At 32.0% G+C, this 19,392-nt stretch carries 19 protein-coding genes and 1 rRNA gene; 15 read left to right on the top strand and 5 right to left on the bottom strand.

The genetic code is table 11. The features are described from left to right. Window positions 1–236 precede the first annotated feature (236 nt). The 9 genes from BN2665_RS00370 to BN2665_RS00330 all read left to right on the top strand — a co-directional run bounded on the left by BN2665_RS00370 (window position 237) and on the right by BN2665_RS00330 (window position 8,482). Window positions 237–1,421: an MFS transporter gene (locus BN2665_RS00370; RefSeq protein ID WP_055665144.1), complete on the top strand. Its 1,185-nt coding sequence runs from the start codon at window positions 237–239 to the stop codon at window positions 1,419–1,421. Between the two features lie 68 nt (window positions 1,422–1,489). After that, window positions 1,490–2,182, top strand: a complete 693-nt coding sequence (locus BN2665_RS00365) for a FadR/GntR family transcriptional regulator (protein WP_055665143.1) — start codon at window positions 1,490–1,492, stop codon at window positions 2,180–2,182. A gap of 93 nt (window positions 2,183–2,275) precedes the next feature. After that, the gene (locus BN2665_RS00360) at window positions 2,276–2,455 is read left to right on the top strand and encodes a hypothetical protein (RefSeq protein ID WP_195892638.1); all 180 of its coding nucleotides are present in this window, start codon (window positions 2,276–2,278) and stop codon (window positions 2,453–2,455) included. 180 nt (window positions 2,456–2,635) lie between these two features. Next, on the top strand, window positions 2,636–4,132 hold the full coding sequence (locus tag BN2665_RS00355; RefSeq protein WP_055665142.1) for a phytoene desaturase family protein: 1,497 nt from the start codon (window positions 2,636–2,638) through the stop codon (window positions 4,130–4,132). 563 nt (window positions 4,133–4,695) lie between these two features. Beyond that, entirely contained in the window at window positions 4,696–5,949 is a 1,254-nt protein-coding gene (locus tag BN2665_RS00350; protein ID WP_055665141.1) for an IS110 family RNA-guided transposase, read from the top strand. Between the two features lie 404 nt (window positions 5,950–6,353). Beyond that, window positions 6,354–6,839: a cysteine hydrolase family protein gene (locus tag BN2665_RS00345; protein ID WP_055665140.1), complete on the top strand. Its 486-nt coding sequence runs from the start codon at window positions 6,354–6,356 to the stop codon at window positions 6,837–6,839. Between the two features lie 56 nt (window positions 6,840–6,895). After that, window positions 6,896–7,309 (top strand): acyl-CoA thioesterase, encoded by a 414-nt coding sequence (locus BN2665_RS00340; RefSeq protein WP_055665139.1) that lies wholly within the window; start codon window positions 6,896–6,898, stop codon window positions 7,307–7,309. 43 nt (window positions 7,310–7,352) lie between these two features. Next, window positions 7,353–7,742 carry an iron chaperone gene (locus BN2665_RS00335; protein WP_055665138.1) on the top strand — a complete coding sequence of 130 codons (390 nt, stop codon included), beginning with the start codon at window positions 7,353–7,355 and terminating at the stop codon, window positions 7,740–7,742. Between the two features lie 218 nt (window positions 7,743–7,960). Next, the gene (locus tag BN2665_RS00330; protein WP_055665137.1) at window positions 7,961–8,482 is read left to right on the top strand and encodes a hypothetical protein; all 522 of its coding nucleotides are present in this window, start codon (window positions 7,961–7,963) and stop codon (window positions 8,480–8,482) included. A gap of 5 nt (window positions 8,483–8,487) precedes the next feature. Here BN2665_RS00330 and BN2665_RS00325 read toward each other — a convergent pair whose 3' ends face one another. The 4 genes from BN2665_RS00325 to BN2665_RS00310 all read right to left on the bottom strand — a co-directional run bounded on the left by BN2665_RS00325 (window position 8,488) and on the right by BN2665_RS00310 (window position 10,874). Continuing rightward, window positions 8,488–8,919, bottom strand: a complete 432-nt coding sequence (locus BN2665_RS00325; RefSeq protein WP_055665136.1) for a hypothetical protein — start codon at window positions 8,917–8,919, stop codon at window positions 8,488–8,490. 289 nt (window positions 8,920–9,208) lie between these two features. Further along, a complete protein-coding gene (locus tag BN2665_RS00320; RefSeq protein ID WP_055665135.1) occupies window positions 9,209–9,901 on the bottom strand; it encodes a YjjG family noncanonical pyrimidine nucleotidase in 693 nt (230 codons plus the stop codon). 73 nt (window positions 9,902–9,974) lie between these two features. Then, entirely contained in the window at window positions 9,975–10,439 is a 465-nt protein-coding gene (locus tag BN2665_RS00315) for a DMT family transporter (protein ID WP_074042182.1), read from the bottom strand. Between the two features lie 12 nt (window positions 10,440–10,451). Then, window positions 10,452–10,874 (bottom strand): DMT family transporter, encoded by a 423-nt coding sequence (locus BN2665_RS00310; RefSeq protein ID WP_074042181.1) that lies wholly within the window; start codon window positions 10,872–10,874, stop codon window positions 10,452–10,454. Window positions 10,875–10,968: 94 nt separating this feature from the next. Between BN2665_RS00310 and BN2665_RS00305 the strand changes: the two genes are divergently transcribed. From BN2665_RS00305 to BN2665_RS00285, 5 genes are all read left to right on the top strand, one after another. Next, window positions 10,969–11,658, top strand: a complete 690-nt coding sequence (locus BN2665_RS00305; protein WP_055665133.1) for a Crp/Fnr family transcriptional regulator — start codon at window positions 10,969–10,971, stop codon at window positions 11,656–11,658. 92 nt (window positions 11,659–11,750) lie between these two features. Beyond that, window positions 11,751–12,674 (top strand): helix-turn-helix transcriptional regulator, encoded by a 924-nt coding sequence (locus BN2665_RS00300; RefSeq protein WP_055665132.1) that lies wholly within the window; start codon window positions 11,751–11,753, stop codon window positions 12,672–12,674. A gap of 68 nt (window positions 12,675–12,742) precedes the next feature. Next, window positions 12,743–13,567 (top strand): DUF2785 domain-containing protein, encoded by an 825-nt coding sequence (locus BN2665_RS00295; RefSeq protein ID WP_055665131.1) that lies wholly within the window; start codon window positions 12,743–12,745, stop codon window positions 13,565–13,567. Between the two features lie 22 nt (window positions 13,568–13,589). Continuing rightward, entirely contained in the window at window positions 13,590–14,156 is a 567-nt protein-coding gene (locus BN2665_RS00290) for a DJ-1/PfpI family protein (RefSeq protein WP_055665130.1), read from the top strand. A 471-nt stretch (window positions 14,157–14,627) separates the two neighbouring features. Next, on the top strand, window positions 14,628–15,461 hold the full coding sequence (locus BN2665_RS00285; RefSeq protein WP_055665129.1) for a class I SAM-dependent methyltransferase: 834 nt from the start codon (window positions 14,628–14,630) through the stop codon (window positions 15,459–15,461). 144 nt (window positions 15,462–15,605) lie between these two features. Here BN2665_RS00285 and BN2665_RS00280 read toward each other — a convergent pair whose 3' ends face one another. Then, on the bottom strand, window positions 15,606–16,910 hold the full coding sequence (locus BN2665_RS00280; RefSeq protein ID WP_055665128.1) for a hemolysin family protein: 1,305 nt from the start codon (window positions 16,908–16,910) through the stop codon (window positions 15,606–15,608). 938 nt (window positions 16,911–17,848) lie between these two features. Between BN2665_RS00280 and BN2665_RS00275 the strand changes: the two genes are divergently transcribed. Next, window positions 17,849–19,351 (top strand): 16S ribosomal RNA (locus tag BN2665_RS00275). The last annotated feature ends 41 nt before the right edge of the window (window positions 19,352–19,392 follow it).

Here is a 19,392-nt window from a genome sequence, read left to right as displayed (position 1 = left end):
CCATTCAACAAAAAAAGACCAAATCAAATATTAGATTATTAAAAAATAATCTAAAAAATTGATTCGATCTTGCCTGCTTTACCAGTAACACGTCTACTGTTAATATTTCGTTTTTATGGTCTCATGTTATCATAAACATTTTCGATTGTCAAACTAAAAATAGAAAAAAACTTGCATTAAAATTAAAAATGGTATATTATTTGCAATGTAAATATACCACATAGGAGAGAGATAATATGAAAAAGACACTTAATCAGAAGAATTTGTTACTTACAATCGTTGTACTATTTTGGTTTGCACAGTATGTGTACATACCTTTTCAAAATCTATATTTAGTAATGAATGGTGTTTCAAGTAACATGATAGGTACAATTATAGGGGCATATGGAATATCACAATGTTTATTAAGATTACCAGCAGGAATTTTTGCTGATTCTATAGGCAAGCATAAGTGTTTTATATTTTTAGGGGTAATTTTTGCAGGGATAGCCTCATGCATACGTGTTATTATGCCAGCGGAGATAGGGTTTCTTATTGCAAATGTTTTATCAGGGATTGCATCATCCATGTGGATTTCTTATATGGTTCACTATACTGGGTATTTTTCTAAGGAAGATCAACAAAAGGCTACTAGTAAAATAATATTAGTGAATAACGTGGGAATGCTATTTGGATTTATAGTAAGTACATTATTTTATAATAATCTAGGAATGAAATTTTTATGTGCTACAAGCGTAATAGCAGCAATAGTTGGATCAATACTATCCTTTTGGGTTAAAGATCATAAGCAAGTTGACAAGAAAACTTCTTTTAGAGAATGTATATCAATTTGTAAAAATAAGAGACTAATCTTCTTTTCTTTATTAGCATTAATTCAGCAAGGAATTCAAATGTCTACAACAATGTCATTTACTACTCAAATACTTCAAGAGCTAGGAGCAGCTCCTTTAGTGGTTGGACTAGCATCTATATTTTATATGGTATCTGCAGTAGTTTCAGCTAGATTCGCTTCTTCTAAGTTCTGTGTTAAAAAAGGGCCTAAGGTATGGATTCCAATAGTGTTCTCATTAATATGTTTATATTGTATATTAGTTCCAAATGTGGATAACATCTTTATAATTTTCTCATTACAACTTTTACCTGGTATGTCTACAGGGATTCTTTTATCATATTTAACTAGCGAGGCAATGGTGGAAGTCCCACAACATCAAAGATCAACTGCAATGGGATTATTTCAGGCAGTATATGCAATAGGTATGTCAATTTTTCCAATGGTAGTAGGAAAGATTGCAGGTTTCATGTCCATTAAAAGTGGATATTTTATATTAGCTTTTATTGCTTTAGTTGGTGCAGTATTATCTAAAATCTATTATAATGGTTCCATTAGTGAAGCAGTAAAAACTCGTTATTATATGGAATAGTTGAAATAATAATATGTTTTAAGCTAAGATATTAGTAAAAGAATATATTATTAGGAGTTTTATATGCCATGTCAAATTTAAATGCAACTGAACAAGTTATAGAGTATATTAAAGAAAATATCCTAAGTGGAGAATTTAAGATTAATAGTAAATTACCTAGTGAGAGAAAAATAGCAGAAAGATTTAATATAAGCCGTATTCCAGTTCGTAAAGCCATAGAAAAATTGTGTGAAGAAGGAGTAATTGAAGTTATTCCGTATTCAAGTCCAATAGTTAAGGGATTTCAAAAATTAGATTTATTTGATGAGAGTGAACCCTTTAGTAGAAGCGATATTCAAGATTTTTATGTAGAGTCTTTAAAAACTAGACAGTTAATTGAGAGTGAAGCTGCTAAGCTAGCTGCAATTAATGCTACAGATGAAGAGAGAGAAAGAATAAAAGATGCATATTTAAAATCCATAGAAGAGTTAGAGAAGGTATCTAGTGGTTTAATTGAAGAATGTAATGAGGCAGATTTAAATTTTCACAAAGAGATTATTAAAGCATCACATTGTGAGTTATTTATTCAGTATTACGAATTAATTCCTAAAACTATATTTTCTAATCAATTTTTTGGGTTTAAATATAGAACTTCATTAAAAGATATGATTGAACACCATAATAAAGTAATGGATTCCATAGAGAAGAAAGATAAGAATTTAGCATATCATGCAATGTATGACCATTTAGAAGAGATAATTGAATTATTTCAAAGAAGATAAAAAGTTTAATTACTAGAGCAAAAGGGAGCACGCTTTTCAGAAGGAGAGAGTGCTTCTTTTTATTTAACTCTATTTAAAAAGATGATTACTGCATTGATTGCAAAAATGCTTGAACTATTTTCAAAGGAAGGGGATATTTCAGTTACAACTTTTCGGGAAGGAGATATAAAAGGAATAGCTCCAAGACAGTTATATAATAAATTTGGTTTTGTTGAAGGTGACTTGGTAGAAGAGTTTAATTATCCGAATCAAAAATTTATTTTAAAAAGGTAAGTGGAAAAATGTTTGTCTTTTATAATTCACATAAGGAAGAAATAGGGACTCACATTGAGTAGGTTAGAGAAAAGAGTATTGCCAGTAGCTAAAATCGTGGTTAAAAATGTTAATGAAGAATAAAAAGAGTTAGGGAGGCATATAAAATCTAGTGAAATAATTTTGAGAAGGGATTTTCAAATGAAAAATGTCATAATAATCGGTTCGGGAATCGGTGGACTTATTGCCGGAAATCTTCTTGCAAAGAAGGGACATAAAGTAACCATATTTGAAGCTCACACCATGCCTGGCGGCTATACCGCCGGATTTTACAGAAAGGGTTATTATTTTGAGAGCGGCACTCTTTCCTTTGAAGCTTCAGCATCGGTATTTAAGGCAATGAAGGACATAGGAATATTTGAAAAGATTGACTTCGTAAAGCAGAGAATACGATTCGTTTCAGAGGATTTCGACGGAACTCCTGAGAATTACAATGATTATAAAAGAATGATTTACGCTGCTTTCCCATCCGATAAAGAAAAACTGGATACGGCTTTTTCAGATTTTGACAAAATAGCTAATATGATGGAGAACGTGAATGAACCCATCCCATTTCTTTACAGTGGGCTTAAAATGTTAAAATCAATGATTCCCTACATCATGAGCGCTCCAAGGCAAATAAAGCTAGCAAAGTTGTATGGCAACATGACGTCCTCGGAGTTTGCTGCAAGATATTTTGAAAAAGACTCAAAGTTGTTCAAGCAGTTCAGCGGATTAGGCTATCCGGATATGCCGGCCATATTCGGCACAGGTTTGTCGACTATGTTGACCGACCTTTGGACTGTGAAAGGCGGTATGCAATCATGGGCTAACATTCTCGCAGAAAACTTCAAGAAACTTGGCGGTGATTTAAAGCTGAGCTCTTATGTTGACAAGATAATCACAAAAAATTGTACCGCAGTTGGAGTCTCATGCAAAAATACCATATATAACGCAGATTATGTTATTTCTGCAGGGGATTATAAGAAAACCATCCTGAAGCTTTTAGACGACAAGAACCTTGTTTCACAGGCGTTCCAGAATAATATCGACACTGCTGCAGTTTCGGAGGGTTTCTTCACAGTATACCTAGGATTGAATATGTCCAATGAGGAACTTGGAAGGCATATGAAGGTTTATCATGTATTCGCTTTAGATCGTAAGCCAGGTTATGACATTTACAATTCCGAAGACGGAGAGTTTTTCAACAAGACATCTGTTTCACTGTATTCACCATCAATGATAAACACTAAACTTGCTCCTAAAGGAAAATCGTCATTGATGATTCAGACCATAGTGCCTAGCCATTGGATGAACAATTGGGGTGGTGGGGATAAGGAAGTATATAGACAATTGAAGGAAAAGGCAATGGATGCAATGATAGACAGTGCAGCCAGGCTAATTCCCGGCTTGAAGGAATGCATAGAATATAAAGATGCCGCAACTCCACTGACTTATGAAAGATTCACACATAATACTGATGGAGCGAGTTCTTCATGGAGTTGGAATCCTAAGAAGAAGTTCTATAAAAATAGCATGAGTGTGAATATAGAAACACCAGTAAAAAATCTTTATATCGGCTCCAGTTGGGCTATGCAGATCGGTGGTGTACCTGGTGCTCTTGCAGCAGCTTATCAGTGTGTGAAGAAGATAAAGTGAATCAGATAAAATAAGAAGGAAGAGAACTTAACACCACAAAACTTAAAAGATTAAATATAAATTATATACAAATATGTTAATTATATAATAAAAAAGAATTTGAGTATATATTACAACAACGAAGCCAATCAATGAGGAAACATTAATTGGCTTTTTTTATATGCACAAAATATCACAAAGGAATTACTTATATAGAATAGAATATGGTTCTTAAAGAGCATCTGGCAAAATCAATTCTACTTTGTGATAAATTATTTATCCTTTCTATGGGTTTTTATTTACTAATGAATGTCTTATTGTTAGAATTAGTAAAAAGAGGCTTTGTATGAAAACTCCGATTTGTTATTTGTGCTAGTGATAGGAGCAGTTCAGAAAATGGAAAGCTAATCAGTTAAAGTACAGAGTTCTTATAGATGGGATGATTAACAAATAACAACTAATTTATACAAGTATTCCTGTAATAAAGTGTTTTAGACTTTGAGATGAATAAAAAAACCTGATATAAATATATTGTGTCAACTTGCAAAAGACAACAAACAATTTATATCAGGAGGTAAACTTAAATGAATAACATAATAATGGTTCCCAATACGTTAATTCTAGGGATAGATATCGCAAAAGAAAACCACTATGGTCAATTTGTAGTGAATGGTGAATATATAAAAAAACCATTCATAATAAAGAATACCAAAGAATCTTTTGATTGTCTATTAGAAACAATAAAAGAATTAACGAATAAATATGGAACAATTCATACTCTTGTAGGCATGGAGCCGACAGGCCATTATTGGAAAAATATCGCCTACTATTTGAAAAATAAAGGCATAAATATATGTTTAGTTAATCCTTATCATGTTAATAAAACAAAGGAATTAGAAGATAATAGTCCTACTAAGAATGACAAAAAGGATGCCAAAATAATATCAAAACTAATCTATCAAGGGCAATATCTTACATGCATGTTTGAAGAAGAAGTATATGTTTATTTAAGATTGTGTAGTAATAATAGACAAGAATTAAGAAGGCAACTAATTGCTGAAAAAGTAAGACTAATAGCGCTATTAGATGAATATTTTCCAGAACTCACAAGATTATTTTCAGATATATTAAGTAAATCTTTAATAGCAATTTTAAAAAATTGTCCTTTTCCGAAAGATATTTTAGATATTGGAATTGAAAGGCTTACACAGATTTTAAAAGATGCTACTAAAAATCGTGTGGGTTTAAAAAAGTCTATATTGGTATATGAGGCGGCTAAAAAGTCAATAGGTGTACCCGTAGGGTTAGAAGGTGCAAAATATAGATTAGAGTTAATTTTAAGGAAGTTAGATTGGCTGCAAAAAGAAATAGATGCAGTTGAAGAAATGATGAAGCAATACTTAGATAAAACTGGTTATATTGACTTTCTGTTAAGTATACAAGGCGTTGGAATAGTGACTGCTGCAACTTTCTTAGCCGAGGTAGGAGATATATCTAAGTATGATAACTATAAGCAAATTCAAAAAGTTGCGGGACTAAATCTGAAAGAAACTAGTTCTGGCATGAAAAAAGGAAAAACTAAGATTAGTAAAAGAGGTAGATCTAATTTAAGAAATATTTTGTATCAAGCAGCTATAGTTATGGTTGCGAAAAATCAAGCATTTAAGGAGATTTATGAACATCTCACAAAAAGACAAGATAATAAACTTACAGGGAAACAAGCAATAGTAGCTTTAAGTGTTAGACTTATCAAAGTTATGTATACTTTGTGTACTAAAAAGATAATGTACTCACATGATAAAGTTCACGGAGTAAATAGTTATAAACAAGCAGCTTAATAAGATATTTAAAGTTATATAGCAATAAAAAATTGTTCGGTTAAAAAGAGTAAGGTTAAACACGTTCACACCCCCATAAGGGCATAAATGACCCAGTATACAAGGATTAACGCTAGCACCTGCTCTAAAATGCAGAACGAAGGAATGATAGAGGCACAAATGTTGTGTACTCAGGGAGATATGGTAGGGTCAGCATTAGAGCTTTTTCGGTGAATACCTTCAAATTATTGGTAAAAAGTAAAATTCTAATAGGGCTGTCTACCTAACTCCAGTAAAATAACGTTATATATTCAATATAACTCCAAATACTTACTAAGTTTGTTTTATGATACAAATTGAAATTCAATGAAAACAAGAGAATATTAAAGAAAATATTAAATTATTGAGGTAGGAGGTAATGTATAGTGAATATTGCATTATTAATAATTGATGTGCAAGAAGCTTTTATAGGCCATAGAAAGGGAGGGCAGGAATATCATAATACCTTTGAATATATTAATGAGACAGCAAAATTATTTAGAAAATCGGGCAAACCTGTAATAATTGTTAGGGATATTGAAGGTGGTAATGATGAGAGCTTTCAAAATGTAGGAGACTTAATTGTTCAGGATAGTGATACAGAAGTTTTAAAGGTATATAGTAATAGCTTTTGGAAAACGGATTTAGAGAAAATATTAAAAGAAAAAAATATTGATTTTGTTGTATTATGTGGTAATGCAGCTGAATATTGTGTATTAGCAACATATAATGGTGCCATTGAAAGGGATTTTGGAGCAGCCATACTTCAGCATGGTGTCTTTGCAAACCATCCTAATGGTTTAATAGATATTTATAATAACAGGGCATTGATTTCCTTTGAAGTACTTTCGTACATCCTAAGCAGTCTATAATACAAAATGATATAATAGATGTATGATGCTATGGATGTAGAAAGGATGTGTAAAACTTGTATATAAATGAAACAAAAATAATTGTTAGATATGTAGAAACTGACAAGATGGGCATAGTGCATCATTCTAACTATTATGTTTATTTTGAAGAGGCAAGAACTCAGTTTATTAAGAAAAGCGGTATGAGTTATTCAGATATGGAGCAAAGTGGTATAATGTTTCCCTTGGTTGAAAGCAGCTGCAAATATATACAAGGGGCAAAATATGAGGATGAACTGCTAATAAAAACTTGGATTAAAGAGTTAACTCCAGTTAAAGCAGAATTTAATTATTCAGTAATTAGAGAAAAAGATCAGAAAGAAATTGCTAAGGGCAGCACATTACACGCTTTCGTTGATAATGATTTTAAGATAGTTAATCTAAAGAAAAAGCATACAGAGATATTCGAGAAATTACAATCATTAATATAGCCATATTAATTATATTGTAAAAACACATATGAAAGGAGAAATTATGGAAGGAAACAAAACAACCTTTAATTCCATTGATGAATATATTAGTCAATTCCCTCCTGACATTCAAGATATACTCCAAAGGTTAAGAGCAGTCATAAAAGAGGCGGCGCCAGAGGCGCAGGAGAAGATAAGCTATCAGATGCCTACCTTTACGTTGCATGGAAATCTAGTACATTTTGCGGCTCATAAGAATCATATAGGCTTTTATCCAGCTCCTAGTGGAATTGAGGCATTTAAGGATCGGTTATCAGAGTATAAAGGAGCCAAGGGGTCAGTACAATTCCCAATAGAAAGGCCCTTACCTTATGGATTAGTAAAGGATATAGTTAAATTTAGGGTTGAAGAGAATGTAAAACTAACAGAAGAAAAACTAAAAAAGAAGAAATAATTCGTTACAAACCCTAGCGTATTAAAATAAGCTAGGGTCTGTAAGCAACATGAGCCTGGTATTTATAATATGCCAGGCTATATTTTTTATTAATTTATTCTCAACTATTAATAAGATATTTTACCCCAAAATATAAATGCGAGGGGTATATTTTTAAATTTATATAACGTATATTTAATGTCATGAATATTTTAATTAATGGAGGATTATATATAATTATGAATGAAGTTACAGAAAAGTTTGTTAAAAGGCTATGTATTATTTGTTTTATAGTACTTCTTTTTTGTAGAATACTTATTTCTATACTACATAACTTTTTTCAGCTGTATATATTAGGTACTATAACTTCAGAGATACTAAATTTTATTGTCCTATTTTTAGCAATATTTTTATTTAAAAACAGTGAAGTAATTGTTTACCCACTAATAGGATTGATAATAGTGAATATAATTCTTCTATTAGTTCATCTTGAACCAAAAGAATATTATTTTAAATCTCCTGATAGTAGCAATACCTTAGTTGCAGTAGAACGATCTAGGTTTTTTCTTACTACGGTTGATTTTTACGAAAAAAAATATTTAATATTTAAGAAAAAAATTGAAGATTCTTCTATAGATATAGATAATGACTATAAAGCATTCAAACTTAACGATTTTTCCTTAACTTGGCTAAGCGATAAAGAAGTAGATATATATATTCCTAAAGGCATGCCCCGTCATAAGGTAATAAAATTAGATTAACCTATTTAGTCTAAGCTAGGCTTAATTTCAGGATGATATCTTTCATATCCAATAGGTAACCCACTTACATGAAGTATTATGGGATTTGTGGGGTAATCTTCTTTATAGAGATTATATTCAAAATGATAGCTATAAACAAAGATAGGCAACTGATTCTGGCCAAAGCCTAATATATCATCTACTTGTAAATCAGTTTCTTTAATATACTTCATTACTTGCTCAATTTCACTTTGAGATATTTCAGGAGAATAAGTGATTATAGGATTAAAATATAAATAGCCAACTACCAATAACTCTAAGAAAAGTGTTCCTAGCATAATATATATAGTTTTAACTTTAAACTTATGCTTTAACATAACTGAGTAAATAGCACCAACCCATGTTGGTATAGCCAAATAAATACTTAAAATTACTATGTTTAAAATTATAAGTCCCATTTATAACCCCTTCCTTTACAAGCTTTAAATTAATCATACATTATATAACAATAAGTTTCAATAATATTACTTTTATGTATAAATAATTAAGAAATGTACTTATATATACTTAAATGTAATTATATGCATATTAATTGTGTTATACCAAATTAATATATTTTATCCTTATATTAATTTGGTATAATCATATGAAAGGGGGGTAAGTCACTTTAAGTATTACAGAAATTTAATTTTACTTATAAAATACAATTTATGGAGGTTGTCATTTGTATCTAGAAACATAAGATTTTTATTTCAACTTACATATATCCTCAAGCTCCATCAAACTAGAAATCTCATAGGTAGGCTTTACTGAAGTTTTATTTACAATCTTATTAGGGTTGAACCAGCAGGTATCTATACCAAAATTTATTCCACCTTGTATATCAGAAGATAAACTATCCCCTACCATTAGCACCTTGCTCTTATCAGTATACTTTAGATTGCTTAAAGCTAGTTCAAATATTCTAGCATCTGGCTTTGACACCTTAACTTCCTCAGATATCACTACATCTTCAAAGTATTTTGCTATAGTAGATTTTCTTATTTTAGTATTCTGAACATCCGTAAGGCCATTAGTGATTATAGAAAGTCTATGAGTTTTATAAAGGCTTTCTATAAGGGGTGTACTGTCATCATATAAGAAAGATGATTGGGACAAATGCCTCATATAGGATTTTGCAAATTTTACCTCATCAAATTGTATATTTAATTTATGGAAGAATCTTTTAAATCTTTCAACCTTTAACTTATCCTGAGTAATAAGCCCATCCTCAAGTTCTTTCCATATAACCGTATTTATATCCTTATATACTTCCAAGTGATGGTTTTCATCATATTCTATATTAAATTCAAGCATAGCACTTTTAAGAGCATGTTTTTCGGATTTTTTGAAATCAAATAAAGTTTCATCGGCATCAAATAATATAATTTCGTATTTCATCTTAATCCCCCTTAAGTGATTAGTTTTTATAATTATAACATACAAATTTTTTTATATAAAAGTCTATTAGTATTTAAACATTCTTACTTAACTTAAGCTTTTCTTCAGTATATTTATTATCGATTTTTGCATTAATTATAAGTCCTATAAGAAATAACATACCTCCTAATATCTTTCCTTTAGAAAAAATACCTAAATACATATAATCTATAACTGCACTTGCAAGCATTTGACCTATAAAGCGAAGTATAACTACATATACTGCAGGTACTCTAGGAACTATGATGTTAAACATATAGGTTGTTAAAACTCCTATGAAACCCCCTAAAAAATAGGGGAGGGGAACAGATCTTATAGCCGAATAAGATGGCATAGACTTTACCATAATGGCACATAGCATCATAGAAGATAGGGTAGCCATTAAATAATTAATAATAACTCCATTTGTCATGCCCTCTCTTTGAGCCAGCTTTCCATTTAACATCATGTTTATAACTATTGATACCCCTGTTAAAAAGGATAAGAATATATATATCATTTTGATCCCTCCTTACATAGTAATCATCACTATTATTCCAAGCGAAATTATAGAAAAACCTAATATCTTTTCCTTCTTAAAACTATTAATAGGCATTCCAAATAATCCAAAATGCTCTACTAAGCTAGACATTACAAGCTGGCCAAACAAAGTCACTCCTATGGCAAGGGTCAAGCCTATTTGAGGTATAGAGATATTGTTTAAAAGTATAGTTATAACGCTTAGTATGCCTGGAAGGAAAAACATAAAGGGTATTTCTTTTAAATTTGAGAGCCTATTCTTCTTTATTATGGATATAATTATAATTAAGATAAAACCTATTACATGAAATATTAAAGTGCTCATATAAGGCCCTATTATACTTGATTGCATGCCATTTAAAAAAACCATTATGGCCAGTATAGCGCCATTTATAAGAGCTAAGTTTTTATACATATGCATTCCTCCTAATGATTTACAATGGTTTATAAGTAAATTATAATATTTTATATAAATTAGGACATGACATATGTCATATGAAGGAGAATTTATGAGAAGAATTTCAGATCATAATCTTTTAACCCACTATATTGATAAACATAATATAGAAAACATACTTGACAAGGATATATTAAAACATGCACAGCTTCATTTCTACGAAAAAGATGAATATATATTAGAAGCAGAAACAAAGCTTGAGTATTATTATTTGCTTGTAGATGGAAAGATTAAAGTTTCTTATCTCTTTGAAAACGGTAAGTCAATGCTTCTAAAGTTTTATAAAGAATTTAATACTATAGGGGACTTAGAACTTTTAAAAAACATTCCTGTACTCTGCAATATTGATGCCATAGAAGACACTTATTTAATAGCAATATCTTCAGATATACTTAGAAAAAAGTATTTAGATAATGTAAAATTTCTGCATCATTTAGTAGAGTCTCTAAGCGAAAAACTTTATGCTACCATTAATAACAGCTCCTACAACTTTGTATATCCTCTTATAAACAGATTATCTAGTTACTTAGTTGAGCATATGACGGATAAAAACTATATAATCTTAAATTCCTCCTTTAAAGAGATTGCTCAATTTTTAGGAACAACCTATAGGCATTTAAATAGGACTTTTAAAGAGCTTGAAACAGCATCTATTGTAAAATGTGAGGATAAAATAATATATATATTAGATGAGCATAGGCTTAAGGAATTATCTAAGAATTTATATATAAAATCTCTTTGAGATTAGAAAAATGTAGAGATGAAGTGTGGTAAAATTAATATAAAAATAAATTTGATGATGAGGTAGGAAGGGTTTAAAAACCTATTTATATTATGAGAGCAGATAGATTATTATCGATTTTAATAATAATTTCCCAAAAGGGTTTAGTCACTGGAAAAGAGCTTGCGGAACATTTTGAGGTATCCTTGAGAACCATATATCGCGATATAGAAAAAATAAGTGAGGCAGGGGTTCCTATAGCTGCCACTGGTGGAAAAGGTGGTGGCTATTATATTATGGAAAACTATAATCTGAATAATCTATTCTTTAATAAAAAAGAAATTGAGCCTTTGATTGCTGTAATGGATAATTTAAAGTTTCTATTTGGAAACAACCCGAAATTTAATGACATAATACTCAAGTTCGAAGCTTTACGTAATAATGAGAAGCAAGAATATGAAAAGCTTAGTATAGACATGTCTCACTTTAGTATGGAACGAGAGCTCAGGGAGTATTTATTCTTGATAAATAAAGCAATTGAAGATAATAGGACATTAGAATTTGAATATATAAACAGAAAAATGGAATATTCAAAGAGAATAGTGGAACCAATTCAAATAGAATTTAGTGAAGGACAGTGGTATATTATTGCCTTTTGTAGAATAAGAAAAGATTATAGAAAGTTCAAGCTTGTTAGAGTAAGAAATATGAAATTAGGAGAGGGCTTTATAAAAAATACTATATCCAAAGAAAAAATAGGAAAAATATTTAGTGAAAGCTATGAAAAAAATGGCATTCTAGTTACATTAAAGTTCTCTAGCAAAATAGGAGAGCAATTGAGCGAGTATTTTTCAAAAGATAAGATAAAGTGTTTAGATGATGGAACATATATAGTAGAAGATTCATTCCCTGATGATGAAGGCTTAAAAAAATTCATTTTAAGCTTTGGGGATGAATGTGAAGTTTTAGGTCCTGAAAGATTAAGAAAAGAAATGATCATATATATAAATAAAATATATAGCAAATACAATGACTGACATATAGGTGTCAGTCATTGTGTTTTATAATAGAAAAATAAAGGGTTAAAAGGATTAGGAGGGATGGTATGACCCACGAAGAAAATATGTTGAAAGAGAAATTAAAAAGGATTAAAAACAATAACTATTTACTTGAAGAGGGTGAGAATTATTTTACCCTAGGGTTAGAAATGCTAGAGAATATAGGATCACTAGATTCTGAACTTCGAGATGAGCTAATATACGGAATTTTATTTAATTGGATTTCAAAGAGCAGATTTACTTCCGAAGAGCTTAAAGTTCTGCTAAATATTAGCTTAGACGGATCACATCTTTTTTATAAATTATATGATAAAGAAGAGGATGCAGTTTTTAAAAGAGCCTTCTCAGTGTTAGTAGTTGCTCTTATTATAAATGAGCACAGAAAAGAAGATTTTTTATCAGAAGAGGTATTGTATGAAGTAAAGGACAAACTTATAGAATATATGCTTAATGAACGGGATGTGAGAGGATATGTTGAAGTAAAAGGCTGGGCCCATTCAGCAGCTCATACTGCAGATGCTTTAGATGAATTAGTTCAATGTATTTGTTTTAATAAAACTGACTTGATAGATATTTTGGATTCTATAAAAGCTAAGGTATCTATAGAATATTATGTTTATATAGATGAAGAGAGTGAAAGAATGGTTACGGTAGTAGAGAACGTTTTTAACAGAAAACTACTTAGCAGTTCAGAAATAGTGGGGTGGTTACAAGAATTTAGAATTGAAAATCCAAGGAATAGCTATATAGATAATTTTCATTTAAAGGTCAATATAAAAGGATTTTTGAGAAGCCTATATTTTAGATTATTAGAAAAAGAGGATTCAAAGTTTATTATTGAAGAGATTAAAAAAATACTTAACACACTATAAGTAAAAGAAAGAGGGTTATTAAATGAACATATGCGTTTTTTATTATGATGGTTTTTGTGAATTTGAAGTTGTATTTGCTGTTAATGGGTTTAGGGATAATATTTTCTCAGCTGCTTTAGAAAATCGTGTTTATGTAAGTGAAGAAAAACAAAAATATTTGCCGGACAAAACAATACATGAATTAAATCCAGAGGACATTGATCTTTTTATTATTCCTGGAGGAAATCCAGAGCAGCTTTATGAAAAAACAGAACTGAAGGAGTTTATTTCTAGATTAAATGAAAAGAATAAATTTATTGCTGGTATTTGTGGGGGAGCCGAGCTTATGGCATATTACGGATTGCTTGATTATAAAAAGGCTAATGGTGATAGTCAAGGATTTAGAGTAGATGAAAACAACAAGCACGTATATGAAAAAGTGGTTATAGTGGATGAGGATGTTGTTATAGATGGAAATTGTATAACATCAATTGGTCAAGCATTTATTGAATTCGCTATTGAATTACAAAAAGTAATGAATATTTATAAAGATGATAAAGAAATCAAAGATAGCTATAACTGGTTAAAGAATATTAAAGATAAAAAGTAGTTTAAACAAAACACAAGTTGCGGTGAACTATCCTAATTAATTTAGTAGGCATATCTATAGGATATCGACATCATAACTTTGTTATGGTAAAATTTAGATGTAACAATATGATTAAGAAAGGTGGAATGCTATCCGGTACGCTTGATGTTAAGCAGTCAACTAACATGAGTGCAGCATGGAGAGGTAGGATAAAATCATTAATTGAATAGGTAGAAAACTGTTTATTTAACAGCTTTTTTAGTGTGCCTATTATATCAATTATGATTTTATTTCTGCACTCTCGGCAAATAGTATTCCATCTTATTTTTAAGAGCCGTAGAGTAAAATCACGGCTCTTTTTGTTTTAATTAATTCATATTGTTACAAATAATTATTAAGGGGAGAGGGAGTCACGAAAGCCATATGAATAATAGTGCTTTATTGTAAAAACATTGATGTTAGTAAAAAGTAATAATAGGAGTGTGTATAAAAATGTTAGATAAAATATTTCAATATCTAAAGAGACCAAAGCTGTATGAGGAAAGTACTGCGAAATTTTGGGATGATGATCATATATCTAAGGGAATGCTAAAGGCTCATCTAGATCCAGCCTTGGAAGCAGCAAGTAGAAGGCATTCTTTTATTGATAGTTCTGTAGGATGGATTAGTGAACTAGCGCCTTGTAAAGACTATAAAAAGCTTTTAGATTTAGGCTGTGGGCCAGGGCTTTATGCAGAAAGATTAGCTGAAAAAGGATATTTGTTGACAGCAATAGATTTTTCCCAAAGATCCATAGAATATGCTAAACAGAAAGCTGAAGAAAAAGGTTATAATATTGAGTATATCTATCAGGACTATCTTGATATAGGATATAGAGATGAATTTGATTTAATTACTTTAATTTATTGTGATTTTGGAGTTTTATCCCATGTACAACGAGAAATGTTATTAAAGAAGATATATGAGGCTTTGAAAAGCGGAGGAAAGTTTATCTTTGACGTATTTACTCCAAAAAATTATGAAGGAAAAACTGAAAATAATACATGGTATTTGAACGAAGGGGGTGGATTCTGGGCCCCAGATGCCCATATATGTATAGAAGCTCATTATATTTATGAAGAAAATATAAGGTTAAATCAATATGTAATAATTGATAAAGAAGGAAAGATAAATGCCTATAGGATATGGGATCATTATTACACAAAGGATACGATAGCAGAGGAACTAAAAAAAGTAGGTTTTAAAAATATACAAGTGTTTTCGGATGTAACAGGTAATTCTTATGATATGAAATCTAAGACTATGTGTATTGTAGTAGAAAAATAGAGGTTAAGCTATTCTGTTAAGGCGCTGAGCTTTGTGAGCTACGTAAAAGCCAAAAAATTCTACTATAAACATAGGTTTATGGATCTGATAGACAATATAAATAAATATAAGGAGTATATTAGGCAATATACTCCTTACATATGACTAATTTATAGAAATTTTAATCTTACTGATTCTTTTCTTTTCTACTTTTTCAACAGTAAAATTCAAATTATTATATTCTATGATGCTTTTTTCATTAGACTTAGGTATATAGCCTAAAAGATCTATCAAAAATCCACCTATTGTATCAAATATCTCTGATGGAAGATTTAGATTTAAAGCTTCGTTTATATCATCTATATCTGTAAAGCCATCCACTAAATAATTAGTATCATCAAGCTTGATTATGTTATCATTATTTTCATCGTATTCATCAAAGATATTTCCCATTACTTCTTCAATAAGATCCTCAATAGTAACAACACCATTAAATGCTCCATATTCATCAATTAATAGGGCCATGTGATTTTTGGTACGTTGAAGTTCTCTAAAAAGTTCATCTATATTTTTTGTCTCAGGTACAAAATGAGCAGGTCTTAGAATATTTCTTATAGTATCTTTAGTAAGTTCTCCCCTATTTGATTCAATAAATAAGTCCTTCATATACAAAACACCAATTATATTATCAATGTCATATTCGTATATAGGGACTCTAGAGTACTGTTCTTCTAAAACCCTCACTAATATTGCACTTGGATCAGTCTTTATATCAAGCATGAAAACATTAACTCTGGGAGTCATAATTTCCTTTGCTAATGTATTATCAAATTCAAAAATACCGTTTATCATTTCCTTTTCTATTTCATTAAATACACCATTTTCTTCTCCGGCATTAATCATCATTCGTATCTCTTCTTTTGATACCTTCTCATCAAGATTATCACTATTAATTCCTGAAATTCTTACTAATAAGTTTGTTGATAAAGTTAATATCTTTACGAAGGGCGCTGCGACCTTAGATATTAACAATATAGGTTTTACAGCAAATTTAGCTATACCTTCAGCGTTTTGTAGTGCTAATCTTTTCGGATAAAGCTCACCTAATACAAGAGTAATGTAAGATAAAATTATTGTTACTGCAATAAGTGCTATCTCTCCACTACCTGGTATGTTAAATTTTGAAAGTAAAGCAGCTAAAGGCTGTGAAAGATTAGTTGCTGCAGATGCACTAGCAAAAAAACCTCCAAGAGTTATACCTACTTGTATAGTAGCTAAAAATCTACTTGGCTCCTCTATTAATTTTAATAATATTTTTGCTTTCTTGTCACCATTTTCAGCAAGAAGTGAAATTTTCGACTTGTTTAAAGATACGATAGCTATCTCCGAAGCTGCGAAGAAAGCATTCATTAGAATTAGAACTAAGATTAAAAGAATTTGCATAAGTATACTGCTAGGGTCCGTGTCCATTAATAAATTCCTCCTCATTAAATAAAAATATATTAGGAAGTATATCATATTTAAATAGCTTGTTCAACACACATAAGGAATATTGGTTAAATTATCTAAAATTTCTGTATAGTATCTATATCTTAGTGATACAGTAAATCATACATATTAAGTCAAAGATAACAATTCAAGATTTAATATAAAACCACGACATATTCTGAAGTAATTTTTAAATAGCAATAAATAGGGGGACGTCCTATGATAAGCATTACTATGAACAAAATCATAGTAATAATGAAAAACCCCACAAAACAGTTATTAATACTTAAGTATAAAAAACGATATGTGTAGAATACTAATAAATATATAAGTAAATTTTAAGCATATAAGTATATAAAAAATAAGTAATAGCTTTATTATTTTGTTTCTATATAATAGTGAGTTTATGTGTAATTCTAATTTATACGTGTTCCCCAATACCAACCTTTCAGACTCTATGAGGCGTATGTAAGTTAATAGCTAAGAACCATTAACTATATTATAATAACTCTAATAATTGATAAAATTCTAATAATATCGTCTAACACCTCCTAGTGTGTCCATATAAGAAACATAGCGAAATTTAAAGAAATTAATAGAAAACAATATACATTTTCAATCATATAGATTATACTTATCATATGGGGTTAAGCTCCTGTGATAATATATAGAAGTCGCCTGAAGCAAGCGACACTGAAACGAATCATTTAAGTACACTGAGAAAACAACAAGTTAAAAAAGATTAAAAAAATCTAAAAAAATTTGTTGACAAGCAGAAACTTAGATGATAAGATATAGAAGTCGCTCAGATGAAGCGACATGGTCTTTGAAAATTAAACAGAGGAAAATAAACATGAAACCAGCAATTCTTTATGAGAAATCATAAGACAAAGTAAGAATGAGCAATCAAACTTAAATTTTAAATTGAGAGTTTGATCCTGGCTCAGGACGAACGCTGGCGGCGTGCCTAACACATGCAAGTCGAGCGAGAGACTTCGGTCTCTAGCGGCGGACGGGTGAGTAACACGTGGGCAACCTACCTCATAGTGGGGGATAGCCCTCCGAAAGGAGGATTAATACCGCATAATATTGCTTTATCGCATGGTAGAGCAATCAAAGGAGTAATCCGCTATGAGATGGGCCCGCGGCGCATTAGCTAGTTGGTGAGGTAAAGGCTCACCAAGGCGACGATGCGTAGCCGACCTGAGAGGGTGATCGGCCACATTGGAACTGAGACACGGTCCAGACTCCTACGGGAGGCAGCAGTGGGGAATATTGCACAATGGGCGAAAGCCTGATGCAGCAACGCCGCGTGAGTGATGAAGGCCTTCGGGTTGTAAAGCTCTGTCTTCAGGGACGATAATGACGGTACCTGAGGAGGAAGCCACGGCTAACTACGTGCCAGCAGCCGCGGTAATACGTAGGTGGCAAGCGTTGTCCGGATTTACTGGGCGTAAAGGATGCGTAGGCGGATTTTTAAGTGGGATGTGAAATACCCGGGCTCAACTTGGGTGCTGCATTCCAAACTGGAAGTCTAGAGTGCGGGAGAGGAGAGTGGAATTCCTAGTGTAGCGGTGAAATGCGTAGAGATTAGGAAGAACACCAGTGGCGAAGGCGACTCTCTGGACCGTAACTGACGCTGAGGCATGAAAGCGTGGGGAGCAAACAGGATTAGATACCCTGGTAGTCCACGCCGTAAACGATGGGTACTAGGTGTGGGAGGTATCGACCCCTTCCGTGCCGCCGTTAACACAATAAGTACCCCGCCTGGGGAGTACGGTCGCAAGATTAAAACTCAAAGGAATTGACGGGGGCCCGCACAAGCAGCGGAGCATGTGGTTTAATTCGAAGCAACGCGAAGAACCTTACCTAGACTTGACATCTCCTGAATTACCCGTAATGGGGGAAGTCCTTCGGGACAGGAAGACAGGTGGTGCATGGTTGTCGTCAGCTCGTGTCGTGAGATGTTGGGTTAAGTCCCGCAACGAGCGCAACCCTTATTGTTAGTTGCTACCATTAAGTTGAGCACTCTAGCGAGACTGCCCGGGTTAACCGGGAGGAAGGTGGGGATGACGTCAAATCATCATGCCCCTTATGTCTAGGGCTACACACGTGCTACAATGGCCAGTACAGAGAGAAGCGAGACCGCAAGGTGGAGCAAAACTCAAAAACTGGTCCCAGTTCGGATTGTAGGCTGAAACTCGCCTACATGAAGCCGGAGTTGCTAGTAATCGCGAATCAGCATGTCGCGGTGAATACGTTCCCGGGCCTTGTACACACCGCCCGTCACACCATGAGAGTTGGCAATACCCAAAGTCCGTGAGCTAACCGTAAGGAGGCAGCGGCCTAAGGTAGGGTCAGCGATTGGGGTGAAGTCGTAACAAGGTAGCCGTAGGAGAACCTGCGGCTGGATCACCTCCTTTCTAAGGAGTCGAACATATAGGGATAACCTATATGATAAGAA

The organism is Desnuesiella massiliensis (assembly GCF_001403615.1).
Classification (GTDB): domain Bacteria; phylum Bacillota; class Clostridia; order Clostridiales; family Clostridiaceae; genus Desnuesiella; species Desnuesiella massiliensis.
Note: the sequence above shows the minus strand (reverse complement) of the source record. Positions and strands in the feature narration are given on the sequence as shown.

What these genes read in the sequence shown, in the direction of transcription:
- BN2665_RS00370 (WP_055665144.1), top strand. Translation starts at nt 237, where the DNA reads ATGAAAAAGACACTTAATCAGAAGAATTTGTTACTTACAATCGTTGTA.
- BN2665_RS00365 (WP_055665143.1), top strand. Translation starts at nt 1,490, where the DNA reads ATGTCAAATTTAAATGCAACTGAACAAGTTATAGAGTATATTAAAGAA.
- BN2665_RS00355 (WP_055665142.1), top strand. Translation starts at nt 2,636, where the DNA reads ATGAAAAATGTCATAATAATCGGTTCGGGAATCGGTGGACTTATTGCC.
- BN2665_RS00350 (WP_055665141.1), top strand. Translation starts at nt 4,696, where the DNA reads ATGAATAACATAATAATGGTTCCCAATACGTTAATTCTAGGGATAGAT.
- BN2665_RS00335 (WP_055665138.1), top strand. Translation starts at nt 7,353, where the DNA reads ATGGAAGGAAACAAAACAACCTTTAATTCCATTGATGAATATATTAGT.
- BN2665_RS00330 (WP_055665137.1), top strand. Translation starts at nt 7,961, where the DNA reads ATGAATGAAGTTACAGAAAAGTTTGTTAAAAGGCTATGTATTATTTGT.
- BN2665_RS00325 (WP_055665136.1), bottom strand. Translation starts at nt 8,919, where the DNA reads ATGGGACTTATAATTTTAAACATAGTAATTTTAAGTATTTATTTGGCT.
- BN2665_RS00320 (WP_055665135.1), bottom strand. Translation starts at nt 9,901, where the DNA reads ATGAAATACGAAATTATATTATTTGATGCCGATGAAACTTTATTTGAT.
- BN2665_RS00315 (WP_074042182.1), bottom strand. Translation starts at nt 10,439, where the DNA reads ATGATATATATATTCTTATCCTTTTTAACAGGGGTATCAATAGTTATA.
- BN2665_RS00310 (WP_074042181.1), bottom strand. Translation starts at nt 10,874, where the DNA reads ATGTATAAAAACTTAGCTCTTATAAATGGCGCTATACTGGCCATAATG.
- BN2665_RS00305 (WP_055665133.1), top strand. Translation starts at nt 10,969, where the DNA reads ATGAGAAGAATTTCAGATCATAATCTTTTAACCCACTATATTGATAAA.
- BN2665_RS00300 (WP_055665132.1), top strand. Translation starts at nt 11,751, where the DNA reads ATGAGAGCAGATAGATTATTATCGATTTTAATAATAATTTCCCAAAAG.
- BN2665_RS00295 (WP_055665131.1), top strand. Translation starts at nt 12,743, where the DNA reads ATGACCCACGAAGAAAATATGTTGAAAGAGAAATTAAAAAGGATTAAA.
- BN2665_RS00290 (WP_055665130.1), top strand. Translation starts at nt 13,590, where the DNA reads ATGAACATATGCGTTTTTTATTATGATGGTTTTTGTGAATTTGAAGTT.
- BN2665_RS00285 (WP_055665129.1), top strand. Translation starts at nt 14,628, where the DNA reads ATGTTAGATAAAATATTTCAATATCTAAAGAGACCAAAGCTGTATGAG.
- BN2665_RS00280 (WP_055665128.1), bottom strand. Translation starts at nt 16,910, where the DNA reads ATGGACACGGACCCTAGCAGTATACTTATGCAAATTCTTTTAATCTTA.